Below are 11,789 nucleotides of genomic sequence, written 5' to 3' on the forward strand. Positions count from 1 at the left end.
CGCCGCCCGCCGACACGCCGCCGGTATCGCTGGCCCGGCGTCTGGCCGCTCGTGAGGACGCCCGCCGCGACCTGCACCGCGCTGCGGCCGAGCGGCTCACCCACCGCCCCGCCTAACCCGCCGTTTGCTCTGATCGGAGAACCCCTGTCATGGGAAAGCACCAGCTCAGCGCCGAACAGTGGCGCGTGATCAGCTACCTGTATCACCCTGACCAGCTCGCCAAGCGGCTCAGCCCGACCCTGGCGGTGGTGCTGGACAAGCAGGGCGTCGACCGCGACGCCGTCATCGAGGTCGCCGAACGGGGCCTCGTGCAGGCCCGCGTCGGCGGCGAGGAATGCACCCGCGGACCGCTGAAGACGTTGCCCGCTAAGGCCATCCGGCTGCGGCTGACCCGCGCCGGGATCTACCTGGCCGGCAACGATCCGCAGCACGCCGTCATGTTGGCGCTGCGCCAGCCGCACCGGTTCACCCTCTGGGACCTGATGTACCGGCTGCACGTGCGTCAGGTACCGACGCCGGCGCCGGGCACGGTCCCGCCGCGGATCACCTTCGCCGAGTTGTCGGACATGGCCGATCGGTGGCTGTTCGAGACGTTCCTGATCGAGGAGGACATCCCGGTCAAGCGGCTCAGCGACGTGCAGAGCATCCCCGGTCTGGCCTACGCCCGGCAGACCAAGACCGGCGCGTCCTACGTCGCCTACCTCTGACCCGGAAGGAACGGCTATGGCTGATCTCAGCCCTGAGCAGTGGCGTGTCCTGAACCACCTCTACCAGCACAAACTCCACACCGTCCGGCCGAAGCTGGCCCACGTACGGCAGTCGCAGCACGTCACCGACGCTGACCTGCTGGACCTGGACGAGATGTACCTGATCGGCGCAACGATCGCCGGCCGGGACGTATCGGTATCCGCGATCCGGAACCTGGCCAAGCACGCCCGGCTGCGCCTGACCGGGCCGGGCCTGCGGTACATGTCCGCCGACCCGTTCAACCAGATGCGCTACACGCTCAGCCGCCACGCCCAGCCCATCACGCTGCGCCGGCTGTTCACCGACAACACCATCACCCACGACGACGTCGAAGCCGCGGCGCGGGACCGGCAGATCACCGTCACGATCGCCGAGGACTTCCCGCACGACTTCGGCACGCGCCTTGCCCAGCTGCCCGCCACGCAGGTTCGGGTGGCGCTGACCAGCAAGGGCCGCGAGTACCTGCCCCGCTGACCCACTGAGCACCGTTCGCGCCGGGGTGCGGTCACCAAGCCGTGCCCCGGTGCCCTGAATCCCCTATGCCGCACCACATTGACGGGAGTGACACCCCTGATGGCTGACCGCCCTCGCCTGATCCCGAATCAGGACATCAAGACCGATGAGGACCTGCTGCAACTGCTGGAAGGGCTGCGCAAGGTCGGCATCGCCGGACACGACGAGCTGGACGAGCTCGCCGGGATGATCCGGATGAAGATCGAACGCTACGGCCGGCGTAACGGCCTGTCCCGGATGCGGGCGAAGTTCTGGGGCCGGCAGGTCGCCCGGCCGCTGGTCAAGTCCGCCGACGAACTCCTGGCCGTGGCCGCGTATGCGCGGGTGTGCAAGAACCGGTTCGAGGCGTTCATCGTCGCCATCGACGAAGAGCACCAGGGCGCCAGCGACTTCACCGTCAAGTCCCGCGACCACCGCAACGGCCAGAGCAGGGCCGCCTGATGGCCCGCCAGACCCGCCGCCCGACCGGCGGCCTGGACGCGGCCCGCGGGGCCGCCTACACCGTGCAGGGCAACCCCCTGCCCTACCTCGTCCCCCCGGCCGCCGCGATCGCCAATCTCGTCTTCGCCGGGGTGCTGTCACGGATGTGGGGCGCCTACGCCGATCCGAGCGTCTGGCAGGTCGCCTGGCGCTCCGGGCTGATCCTCGTCTGCTCCGCGGTCATCGTCTGGGGCACCTGGGGTGTCGGCCGGGCCAGAAAACTCGAGTTGCGGGTGGCGTCGATGCTGATGTCCGCCTGCTCGTGCGCCGGGCTGTTCGTGCTCACGTTCCGCGGGTTCTCGTTCGACGCCGTGGTCGTCTACCTGCTCGTGATGGCCACGACCTCGGTACTGCTCGCGGTGACCAAGCTGCTCAGGGGTGACGGCACCGACCCGAGGGCGAGCGTGTTCGGCGAGCTCGGGGAGAAGGTCCGCGAGTTGCAGGAGGTCGGCAAGACCGGCCGGCCGAAGCAGATCGACGGGCGGATCGTCACCCACGCCGAGATGGAACCCGGCTCCGACTTCGGCGCCCTTGCCAAGCCCGAGGTCCGCACCGCGATCGCTTCCGCGCTGGATGTGCCGGTCGGTGGGGTGCGGATGATCCGCGACCGCAACACCCCCCGGACCGGCCGCATGGAGGTGTCCCCGGTCGACATGCTGGAGCACCCGCCCGCCTGGCCCGGCCTGTCGGCGCCCGGCGGCTCGATCGCCGAACCGATCCGGATCGCGGTCTACCAGACCGGATCAGTCATCCCGCTGATCCTGCCCGGCGACTCCCGCGAGGGCCGCAACGCGATCGGGGTTCTGCTCCTGCTCGGGCAGTCCGGCTCCGGCAAGACCGAACTGCAACTCACCCTCGCCGCCGAGGCCCGCTCGCGCAGAGACGCCGAAGTGGTCTACATCGACGGCCGCAAGGGCCTGCAACTGCCCGTGCAGTTCCGCAACGCCATGCACGTGTTCATCCACGACGCCGCCGAGGGCGAGCGCTACCTGGACAATCTCGTCACCGAGGTCGCCAAACGCGCGGCGCAGATCGGCGGGCACGGCCACGAACAGTGGACCGCCGGATGCACCAAGTGCCCGAAGTTCCGCGTCGTCATCGTCGATGAGGCCAGCAAGTTCATCGAGGCCGAGGACACCCTGGTGGAGCTGGCCGAGTCGATCCGCTCCGTCGGGCTCCTGCTGCTGCTCGGTATCCAGCGCGCCACCGGCGACCGGCTGCCGACCTCGGTCCGGACCACGATCGGCGCGGCGATCTGCATGGGCGTCAAGGACGCCGGCGAAGGCGCCCGCGTCCTCAGCGAAGAGACCATCGAGGCCGGAGCCGACCCGGGCTGGAAGAACCGCAAGCCCGGCGCCCTCTACGCCGAGCTGCCCGGCACTGACCCCGACGACTGGTCACTGCCGGGCCGGACCTACAAGCCCGACCGCGATGCGGTCATCGGTGAACTGGTGTCCTACCTGGCCAGCATCGGTGAAGTCTCTGCCACGGCGACGGTGATCCCGGCCACGGCCGCGGTCACCGGCGGCGGGGACGACGGTCAGCCGGCCGAGCGCGACGACGACGATCCGGACGCTGACAACGATCCCGATCTGGTGCCGCCGCCGATCGACCCGGACTGCCCGCCGGATGAAGACCCGTACCAGCCCATCGAGGTCCCGCAACGGCGCCGGATCTCCCTGGCACTGCCGCCCGAGGACGACCGGCAGTTCACGCCAGCGGAGATCCGCGCCATGTTCCGCAAAGCGATCGTGACCGGCTACTCCAACGGCCGGCGCACCGTGCGCCCGTCGGACTTCGCGCCGATCGTCGGCATCGTCGGCGAAGAAGGACTCAAGCCCCCGACAATCTCCAAGATCCTCAAAGAGTTCTGCACCGGGCCGGAGCCGCTGCTGCGCCGCTCCGACGACAAGGGCGTCTACGAGATCGTTCCCGGCCAGCCGGAGCCCGCATACGCGGGCACTGCCGCCTGACCCGCGCTGCCGCGCGGGGCGGACCCAGCCACGGGCGCGCCCCGCGGGCGCCCCTCGCGCTATACGCAGCGTCACGCCCGCGGGTGCGTTTCACGCACTTCACGCACTTCACGCGCCCGCTCGAACACCCGTCTACGCGTGCGCGTGCGCGTGCCCGCGCGCGCGAAACCGTGAAATCCGTGAAGTCCGTGAACTTCTACACACAGTAAGGGTCCGTAATGTCCTTTTATCGTTCCGTCCGGCGGGGAGCGGCCTACGAGATCGGCCGCCGCCTCTGGCTCTGGTTCCTCACCTTGGAGATCATCCGATTCGTCATCCGCCAGGTCCTGCCGATCGCCGTCATCCTCACCGCCTTCGGCATCGCCGTCTGGTTCGCCGTGCGCTCAGCGGCATGGTGGTTGCCCCGCCTCACCGCCCTGGCGGCCCTGGCCGCCGTTCTCACCACTGCGGTATGGCTCGCCCGCCGCTACCGATGGGAGCTGCGCGCTGGACTACCCCGCACCGTCCTCGCCGCCGGCGTGATCGGGCTGGCCGGTGTACTCAGTGCGGCGATCTGGTGGCTGCGATGACCGCGCCCACCATGCCGGACCCAGGAGCGCAGATCGACGTCCTGCGCGACGAACTCAAAGTGCTCAAGGATGAGCAACGCGACCGGATCAGGGCCCGCGACGCGCTGGTCTACTCCGTGATCGTCGCTATCGCTGCGGTCGCCGGCGGGACCCGCCTCGCGGGGGCGGCGGTGCCTTTGCTGCTGCCGCCGATTTGCCTCGCGCTGGGCTGGACGTACCTGGTCAACGATCAGAAGATCACCGAGATCGGCCGGTACCTGCGCACCGACCTCGCACCCCGGCTGAGCACCCTGGTCGGTGCGGACGTGCTGCGCTGGGAGACCGCCCACCGCAGCGACCGGCGCCGCCGCCAGCGCAAGGCCGTCCAGCTCGGCATCGACCTCATGGTGTTCGTCCTGCCCGCCCTCACCGCGCTGGGCTGGTACTGGATGAGCGGCCCCAGCAACGCCGTGCTGCTGGCGGTCTCGGCCGGCGAGGCCGTCGCGGCCGGCTTCGGCGGGTGGCAGGTCGTGGTCTACGCCGAGACCGGCCCGGTCCGGGAGGTGACCCCGTGAGGCGCCCGCGGCTGCTGGACCTGTGCTGCTGCCAGGGCGGCGCCTCGGCCGGCTACACCGCCGCCGGGTTCGACGTCACCGGCGTCGACGACGTCCCGCAGCCGCGGTACCCGTACCGGTTCGTCCAGGCCGACGCGATCGCCTACCTGCGCGAGCTGATCCGCACCCGCGAAATCCTCACCTACGACCTCCTGGCCGGGTCGCCGCCGTGCCAGCTGCACACCAAAGCCTGGAAAATCCGCAAGAACGACCACCCCGACCTGATCGCCCCGATGCGGCGGCTTTTCATCGCCTCGGGCCTGCCCTACGTGATCGAGAACGTTCCCGGCGCCCCGCTCAGGGACCCGATCGAGCTGTGCGGAGCGATGTTCGGCCTGCACACCTACCGCCACCGCTGGTTCGAGTCCAACCTGACCCTCACCGCACCCGCCCACCCCCACCACACTGCGGCCACGGTCAAGATGGGCCGGCCCGTCACCGACGGCCAGTGGTACCACGCAGTCGGCAATTTCTCGAACGTGCCCTACGTGCGCCGCGACATGGGCGCCCCCTGGATGAACCGCGACGGGCTACGCGAATCCATCCCCTGGCAATACGCCCACCACATCGGCGCCCAAGCCCTGACCCGCATTCGCACGGCCCACCGGGTCAGCGCGGTCAGGGTCAAAGCGGCCTGATGAGCGGCTCCGCCGCGCCCACCACCGAATGCGCAACGGGATGCGGGGTCCCGCTGCATCCCGCCGCCGCGGCCGGTGGCCACGACACCCACCCCGGCTGCGACCCCAGCATCGGCCCGGCCTCGCCGGTCACCCGGTGGCAGTGCTGGCGCTGCCAGATGACCGGCGCCGCCCTGGACGCCGCGCACGGCATCGCCATGGTCCGCATGCATGACCTGTTCGCGTGCCCCATGGCCGCCGCCGGCGACGCCGAAGTCCTGCGACGACTCGGCCGCCGCAAACGGCTCAGCGAGCTCTACCCCCACGAAGTGCCACCGCTGACCGCCCGGCGTACGCCCTCCGGGCGCCTTCAAGCCATAGCGGACGGCGTTCCGCCGCCTCACCTGCTGAAAGGACCTGTGCGCATGCCCGACACCGGCCCCATGCTGGCCGCCGCGCTCGCTCTGGCCGCCGAGGGCCTGCCGGTCTTCGTCCTCGGCCGCACCAAACGCCCCGTCGCCAACTGCCCCGCCTGCCCGAAAGCCGCCGACGGCCCGAGCCATGACCCGCAAGCCTGCGACTGCCTGACCTGCCACGGCTTCTACGCCGCCACCACCGACCCCGGCCGCATCACCGCCATGCTCACCGCAGTCCCGCGCGGCCTGCTCGCCATCCGCACCGGCACCGCATCTGGGCTGGCGGTGGTGGACATCGACCCCCGCAACGGTGGCCGGCCGATCCCGGAGCTGATGCCACCCACCCGCTGCGTGCGATCCGGCTCCGGGGGCTGGCACCTGTACTACCGCCATCCCGGCGGCACCCTCGCCGCCAACCTCGACCATCGCGGACACCCCGGCATCGACCTGAAGGCCGACGGCGGGTACGTCGTCGCACCGCCTTCCATCCACCCAGACACCGGGATCGCGTACCGGTGGGTCGGGGACCGGCCTGTGGTCGAGATGCCCCCGCCGCTGCTCGACGCATGCCGGCCGGCCGAGGCGCCCCCGGCCGTGACACCCCGCACCAGACCAGCCCCGACGACAAACGGGCGGGGCATCTCATCCCCAGCCGCGCTGCTACAAGCCCACCTCGACGCGGTCGCCAGCGCCCCGGCAGGCCGGCGCCGCAACACCCTCTACGGCGCCGCCCGCGGCGTGGCCCGGATGGTCGCCGCCGGAGCGCTCAGCGCTGCTGACGCTTACGAGGCCCTGTACGACGCCGGCGTGCGCGCCCAGCAGATCCACCGCGATATCCACGCCGCCATCACCGGCGGATTCCGCGCCGAATCCGTTGCCACCGAAGGGATCGCCGCATGACCGACACACCACCGCCCGAGGGCGCGGCCATCCTTGACCGCCTCCACACGATCATCACCCGCTACGTCATCCTGCCCAGCCCCGAGGCCATCGACGCCGTGGCGCTGTGGACCGCCGCCACCCACGCCCAGCCAGCATGGGCGCACGCACCACGGCTGGTGATCCGGGCCCCGGAGAAGCGCTGCGGCAAGTCCCGGCTGCTCGATGTGGTCGAGGGCACCTGCTACAAGCCGCTGATGACCGTCAACGCCTCCACCGCTGCGGTCTACCGCTCAATCGGCGAAGGCGAGCCACCCACGATCCTGCTCGATGAGGCCGACACCATTTTCGGCGGCAAGCAGGCCGAGGCCAACGAGGACCTGCGTGGGCTGCTGAACGCCGGTCACCAGCGCAACCGGCCCACGATCCGGTGGAACAACGTCAAGAACCAGGTCGAGACGATCGCCACGTTCGCCATGGCCGCCCTCGCCGGAATCGGCCAGATGCCCGACACCATCGAAGACCGGGCCGTGGTGGTCAAGATGCGCCGCCGCACCCGCGCCGAGAAGGTCGCCCCCTACCGCCAGCGCCGCGACGGTCCCGCCCTCCGCGCGCTCGCCTCCGACCTCACCACGTGGCTGCGCGGCAACCTCGTAGAGCTCGAAGCGGCCGAGCCGGACATGCCGCTGGAGGACCGGGCCGCGGACACGTGGGAACCCTTGGTCGCGGTCGCGGACCTAGCCGGCGGGAACTGGCCCGAACGGGCACGCCGCGCCGCGCAAGCCCTGACCGCCGAGCGGGAGGGTGACACTGAGTTCTCCGACCGGCTCCGGCTACTGATTGACTGCCGCATCGTGTTCGGCAACCTCGAAGCCATCCCCAGCACCATCCTGCTCGAACGGCTCAAGACCCTGCCCGAGGCGCCCTGGGCCGAATACGCCGGCGGCGGGCTGACCGCGATGAAACTCGGCGTGCTGCTCAAGGAATACGAGATCTGCTCCGAGAACATCCGCTTCACCCCGCCGCTCGGCCGGGTCAAGGGCTTCCACCGGGCCGCGTTCACCGACGCGTGGCAGCGCTACTGCCCACCGCCCGAAGAAGTTGACGTTCCCGAGCCGTACCAGCCGTACAAGCCGTACCAAGACGACGTTTCCGCAGCCCAGACCCCGGTACGGCTTCTGCACCCGGTACGACTTGAGCCGTACCACGACCAACCCGCTGACCAGGCCGGTACGGCTTAGCCGTACCGGCCCCGAAAAGCCGTACCGGGTCTGACCTGCGGAAACAGGCTGCCGGTACGGCTTGTACGGCTTGTACGGCTATCCAGGCCCTCGGCAAGCCGTACCGTCCTCGGCCGATCAGCAATCCAAGTCGCGGGCCGCTGAGAGTAGCGCTGCCGGATCGGCCCATGCCGTCACCCTCACCCACTCCTGATCTTGGCTCACCGGCCCTCTCATGAGGCCGTTGTGAGCGCCGCTGAGTCACCGACCATCGCACCCACCAGAGAGGCACCCTCGCGCAGGAAAGGCCGGCAGACACGCCATGAACGCACCGCACGCCGCCGCCAGCACCAACCACGGGGAGACCGCAATGCCGACCGAACCCACACCACTGGTCCTCACCATCGAACAAGCCGCCCACCGCCTCGGAATCGGCCGAACCCTGATGTACGCACTCGTCACCAGCGGCGAAATCGAATCCGTCACCATCGGCCGACTCCGCCGCATCCCCGCCGACTGCATCACCGAATACGTCGACCGACTCCGCCAGCAGAACATCAGCTTGCCGGCCGCCGCCTAGAAGGAGACACAGGATGTCGACACGCCGAGCAAACGGCGAATCAACCGTCTACGAGGGCGCCGACGGCCGCTGGCACGGTCGAGTGACCGTCGGTACCAGGGACGACGGCACACCAGACCGCCGCCATGTAACCGGGAAAACCGAGAAGACCGTCAACGCAAAGGTTCGGATCCTCGAACGAGAGCGCGACAGCGGCACCCTCCGGAAGGCTGGCGAGAAATGGACCGTGGCGAAGTGGCTCACGCACTGGCTGGAGAACATCGCCATCCCTAACGTCCGCGAGAACACCGCGTCCGGGTATCGCGTCGCGGTCAACGTCCATCTCATTCCCGGCATCGGCGCCCACCGCCTGGAGAAGCTGACCCCAGAACACGTCGAGAAGCTGACTCGCAGAATGCAGGAGAACGGCAGCGCGCCGGCCACCGCTCACCAAGCGCTCCGCACATTGCGAACCGCTCTCAACGAGGCGACGCGGCGGGGGCATCTCGCCAAGAACCCCGCAAGCCTTGCCAAGCCGCCCCGCCTCGATGACGAGGAGGTCGAGCCGTACACGATCGAAGAGGTGCAGCGGCTTCTCATCTCGGCCGCCGAGGCTCCTAGGAACGGCGCACGGTGGGCGGTCGCGCTCGCCATCGGGCTCCGGCAGGGGGAAGCGCTCGGGCTGAAGTGGGCCGACGTAGACCTGACTAACGGCTCGATCGTCGTGCGTCGTTCGCGCCTCAGACCACGGTGGCAACACGGGTGTACAAAACCATGTGGCCGGAAGCTCGGTGGGCATTGCCCGCACCGGAAGTCGCTCCGCGCCGAAGCCGCGGAGACGAAGTCCCGGGCTGGCCGACGTCGCATCGGACTCCCTGAACAACTGGTGTCTCTGCTGCGTCAGCACAAACGCGCCCAGGCCGCCGACCGGCATAAGGCGGGACAGCTGTGGACCGAGGGCGATTGGGTGTTCTCTACGCCTACTGGCGGAGCGTTGAACCCACGGACTGACTACACGGAGTGGAAACGGCTCCTAAAAAAGGCTGGCTTGCGGGATGGAAGACTGCACGACGCGAGGCACACAGCCGCCACCGTCCTCCTGGTCTTGGAGGTAGCCGAGCGCGCTGTCATGGGAATCATGGGGTGGTCCGACTCCGGTATGACGAAGCGGTATCAACATCTCACCGCCCAGGTGCGCCATGACGTGGCAGCGAAGGTCGGCGAGCTGCTCTGGCAATCAGCCGACGACCGCCATGCAGAGTCGGATCTGGCCAAGATGCGCCCTTAATTCCTTGATATGACGTGCGATACCCCGGCGACTCCTGATAGTCGCCGGGGTATGGCGAGAGCACGGCCGCCTGTAGAACGACCCGGCGCCTTCACAGCTCACACGCGAAGGCCCGGCAGGCATGGAGCCGCCGGGCCGTCATCGTTCTTCCGAGAACTCGTGGTGGTCAGATCTCTGAGTCGGCAGGTGGTGGCGGGCACGTTGTGGTCGAGCGCGGGAAGGCCAGCGAGCGTTGGGGCGGTATCACAGGCCTAGCGCTGCCCGAGATGTTGAGGGAAGTAGGGAGGGAGGTTCTTGCTGGTTCTGGGGCTCCGTATGTTGCCTGGCCTACGTAAGTAGGAGTCGTTCCTTCTGTCCGTCTGGCCCGATCGTGTAGATCTCCTTGCCCTCCTGCTCTGCTTTCACGATGTAGGCGTAGACCTGGATCGCCCTGTTGAAGGTGTCGGTCCGGTTGTCCCCGGTGACATCGGTGGCGATCTCTAGTGCTCGAACCGCCCGCCGGACGAGGTTGATGGTGAACTTGGTGAGGCCGGTGGTCGTTCCCTGTCGCTCATCCAAGAGTGTCGACATCCGATCGATCTCCTTAACCGTACGTGCGTCCTGTTATGTTGGTGCATGGAGCCCATGTAAAACCAACCTGCCCATCCTCCTTCTAGAGGAGGGTATGAGCAACATCGATCCGGTCACAACGTGATAGATCTTCGGCTGATGTCAGGTCTGCGTACCTGCCTTACGTCCCTGCCTATGACTGTAACGGTGCGTTGCCGGACAGTCTACGTAACGTGCAGATAAGGCTAGAACTTCCCTCCTTCGACTGGCTGAACAGGAGATTCTGCGGCCGGGTTACGGCCAGATACAGCAATCACCTGTACGTGTGCCTCACCCTCAGAGGATGAAACGCAGAGAGTTTTTTCTTTTTGAAGCCTCCTCCTGGAAAGATTTGTCCCGGTCTGAGTGCTCTGTCACTACCGAGAGCGCTTCCACAGACCCTCCCTGTAGAAGGGCTGGGTACATGAACGGGTAGGCTCGCTGCTGAGAACGGGCAATGACGGCTCAAGGGGAGCCGGGTGACGGTTGGGGCCTATCAGGTGGAGATCATCAGGAGGAACAATTGGGCGCGGCGAACGCGGACAGGAGGCCCGCCTCCCCCCGTGGCGGAACTCCAGCAGAGCAGCCGGAACCGTCGGCGCGAGCAGAGGTCAAAAAGCGTGCCGACGGCAGGTACCTGAACGACGACAAGGCCAAAGGCGCGGATGGCGAGCACCACGACCTGCCGAAGTCTGAGCCTGAGACCGCACGCGCGGTCATGGGGTTCGAGTGGGACCACGTAACGAAGAAGTTCTCCGGCGGCGTGACTGAGCCGGCTGACGGTCAGCAAAGAGTGATCTTCTTTTCCGGCACTCTGGCATCGACCGTCGTGGGCGGGTTGAGCGTTCAGGCCTCGACTGCGGCTCCAGCGCCGACGGTCGTTGCTCCGCCGACGACGGGGACAGCAGCGGCGAGTGCACCGAGCGAGCCGCCGACGCACTACGTGGCTGAAGGCGGCCTGGTACTGGCGGCTCTGATCTTCGTTGGCACCGTGATCGTGGTGATCTACCTGCGGAACGGTACGAAGGCGAAGACGAACTGAACGAAGCAGCTACAAGGTGGAACTCTAGGGTGGTCTCGCGACTGCCTCGCTGATATAGCGAGGCAGTTTTTCATGCGCAGAGCCCGGCTGGGTCCCTGACCTTCACGGTCCTGCCTGCGCGCCCCTCACTGGGCGTCTTGGTTCCTGGCAGCGCCGTACTGAATACGCCACCTCAGGGTGTTCGCAGGGCCACACCGACAGACGAATGAGACCAGAACTGAGACCAGAAAGAGAGACGCCCGGTGACTCACGCGGAGTCACCGGGCGTCTGCCCTGCTTGCTGGCGGTGGTGAAGGGATTTGAAC

At 68.1% G+C, this 11,789-nt stretch carries 13 protein-coding genes; 12 read left to right on the forward strand and 1 reads right to left on the reverse strand.

What is annotated here, in order from left to right; translation table 11 throughout:
- Nucleotides 1–149: 149 nt before the first annotated feature.
- From AB0C29_RS15295 to AB0C29_RS15345, 11 genes are all read left to right on the forward strand, one after another.
- The gene (locus AB0C29_RS15295) at nt 150–707 is read left to right on the forward strand and encodes a hypothetical protein (protein ID WP_360820542.1); all 558 of its coding nucleotides are present in this window, start codon (nt 150–152) and stop codon (nt 705–707) included.
- Between the two features lie 16 nt (nt 708–723).
- Nucleotides 724–1,221 carry a hypothetical protein gene (locus AB0C29_RS15300; protein WP_360820544.1) on the forward strand — a complete coding sequence of 166 codons (498 nt, stop codon included), beginning with the start codon at nt 724–726 and terminating at the stop codon, nt 1,219–1,221.
- A 99-nt stretch (nt 1,222–1,320) separates the two neighbouring features.
- Nucleotides 1,321–1,701: a hypothetical protein gene (locus tag AB0C29_RS15305; RefSeq protein WP_360820546.1), complete on the forward strand. Its 381-nt coding sequence runs from the start codon at nt 1,321–1,323 to the stop codon at nt 1,699–1,701.
- The gene (locus AB0C29_RS15310; protein ID WP_360820548.1) at nt 1,701–3,713 is read left to right on the forward strand and encodes a DNA/RNA helicase domain-containing protein; all 2,013 of its coding nucleotides are present in this window, start codon (nt 1,701–1,703) and stop codon (nt 3,711–3,713) included. The genes AB0C29_RS15305 and AB0C29_RS15310 overlap by 1 nt, the downstream gene beginning before the upstream one ends.
- 218 nt (nt 3,714–3,931) lie before the next feature.
- Entirely contained in the window at nt 3,932–4,282 is a 351-nt protein-coding gene (locus tag AB0C29_RS15315; protein WP_360820550.1) for a hypothetical protein, read from the forward strand.
- The gene (locus AB0C29_RS15320) at nt 4,279–4,836 is read left to right on the forward strand and encodes a hypothetical protein (protein ID WP_360820552.1); all 558 of its coding nucleotides are present in this window, start codon (nt 4,279–4,281) and stop codon (nt 4,834–4,836) included. The genes AB0C29_RS15315 and AB0C29_RS15320 overlap by 4 nt, the downstream gene beginning before the upstream one ends.
- Nucleotides 4,833–5,513, forward strand: coding sequence for a hypothetical protein (locus AB0C29_RS15325; RefSeq protein ID WP_360820554.1), 681 nt, complete (start codon nt 4,833–4,835; stop codon nt 5,511–5,513). The genes AB0C29_RS15320 and AB0C29_RS15325 overlap by 4 nt, the downstream gene beginning before the upstream one ends.
- Complete coding sequence (locus AB0C29_RS15330; RefSeq protein WP_360820556.1) at nt 5,513–6,808, forward strand: bifunctional DNA primase/polymerase; 1,296 nt, start codon at nt 5,513–5,515, stop codon at nt 6,806–6,808. The genes AB0C29_RS15325 and AB0C29_RS15330 overlap by 1 nt, the downstream gene beginning before the upstream one ends.
- Nucleotides 6,805–8,028 carry a DUF3631 domain-containing protein gene (locus AB0C29_RS15335; protein WP_360820558.1) on the forward strand — a complete coding sequence of 408 codons (1,224 nt, stop codon included), beginning with the start codon at nt 6,805–6,807 and terminating at the stop codon, nt 8,026–8,028. The genes AB0C29_RS15330 and AB0C29_RS15335 overlap by 4 nt, the downstream gene beginning before the upstream one ends.
- 349 nt (nt 8,029–8,377) lie before the next feature.
- Complete coding sequence (locus AB0C29_RS15340) at nt 8,378–8,587, forward strand: helix-turn-helix domain-containing protein (protein ID WP_360820566.1); 210 nt, start codon at nt 8,378–8,380, stop codon at nt 8,585–8,587.
- A gap of 13 nt (nt 8,588–8,600) precedes the next feature.
- Nucleotides 8,601–9,854, forward strand: a complete 1,254-nt coding sequence (locus tag AB0C29_RS15345) for a tyrosine-type recombinase/integrase (RefSeq protein WP_360820560.1) — start codon at nt 8,601–8,603, stop codon at nt 9,852–9,854.
- A 327-nt stretch (nt 9,855–10,181) separates the two neighbouring features.
- Here the strand turns inward: AB0C29_RS15345 and AB0C29_RS15350 are convergent, their stop codons facing one another.
- A complete protein-coding gene (locus AB0C29_RS15350) occupies nt 10,182–10,424 on the reverse strand; it encodes a hypothetical protein (protein WP_360820562.1) in 243 nt (80 codons plus the stop codon).
- A gap of 541 nt (nt 10,425–10,965) precedes the next feature.
- Here AB0C29_RS15350 and AB0C29_RS15355 point away from each other — a divergent pair.
- On the forward strand, nt 10,966–11,484 hold the full coding sequence (locus AB0C29_RS15355) for a hypothetical protein (protein ID WP_360820564.1): 519 nt from the start codon (nt 10,966–10,968) through the stop codon (nt 11,482–11,484).
- Nucleotides 11,485–11,789 lie beyond the last annotated feature (305 nt).

Origin of the sequence: Actinoplanes sp. NPDC048791 (genome assembly GCF_040650095.1) — a bacterium.
Lineage (GTDB): Bacteria > Actinomycetota > Actinomycetes > Mycobacteriales > Micromonosporaceae > Actinoplanes.

What these genes read in the sequence shown, in the direction of transcription:
- AB0C29_RS15345 (WP_360820560.1), top strand. Translation starts at nt 8,601, where the DNA reads ATGTCGACACGCCGAGCAAACGGCGAATCAACCGTCTACGAGGGCGCC.
- AB0C29_RS15340 (WP_360820566.1), top strand. Translation starts at nt 8,378, where the DNA reads ATGCCGACCGAACCCACACCACTGGTCCTCACCATCGAACAAGCCGCC.
- AB0C29_RS15335 (WP_360820558.1), top strand. Translation starts at nt 6,805, where the DNA reads ATGACCGACACACCACCGCCCGAGGGCGCGGCCATCCTTGACCGCCTC.
- AB0C29_RS15315 (WP_360820550.1), top strand. Translation starts at nt 3,932, where the DNA reads ATGTCCTTTTATCGTTCCGTCCGGCGGGGAGCGGCCTACGAGATCGGC.
- AB0C29_RS15300 (WP_360820544.1), top strand. Translation starts at nt 724, where the DNA reads ATGGCTGATCTCAGCCCTGAGCAGTGGCGTGTCCTGAACCACCTCTAC.
- AB0C29_RS15320 (WP_360820552.1), top strand. Translation starts at nt 4,279, where the DNA reads ATGACCGCGCCCACCATGCCGGACCCAGGAGCGCAGATCGACGTCCTG.
- AB0C29_RS15295 (WP_360820542.1), top strand. Translation starts at nt 150, where the DNA reads ATGGGAAAGCACCAGCTCAGCGCCGAACAGTGGCGCGTGATCAGCTAC.
- AB0C29_RS15350 (WP_360820562.1), bottom strand. Translation starts at nt 10,424, where the DNA reads ATGTCGACACTCTTGGATGAGCGACAGGGAACGACCACCGGCCTCACC.
- AB0C29_RS15310 (WP_360820548.1), top strand. Translation starts at nt 1,701, where the DNA reads ATGGCCCGCCAGACCCGCCGCCCGACCGGCGGCCTGGACGCGGCCCGC.
- AB0C29_RS15330 (WP_360820556.1), top strand. Translation starts at nt 5,513, where the DNA reads ATGAGCGGCTCCGCCGCGCCCACCACCGAATGCGCAACGGGATGCGGG.
- AB0C29_RS15305 (WP_360820546.1), top strand. Translation starts at nt 1,321, where the DNA reads ATGGCTGACCGCCCTCGCCTGATCCCGAATCAGGACATCAAGACCGAT.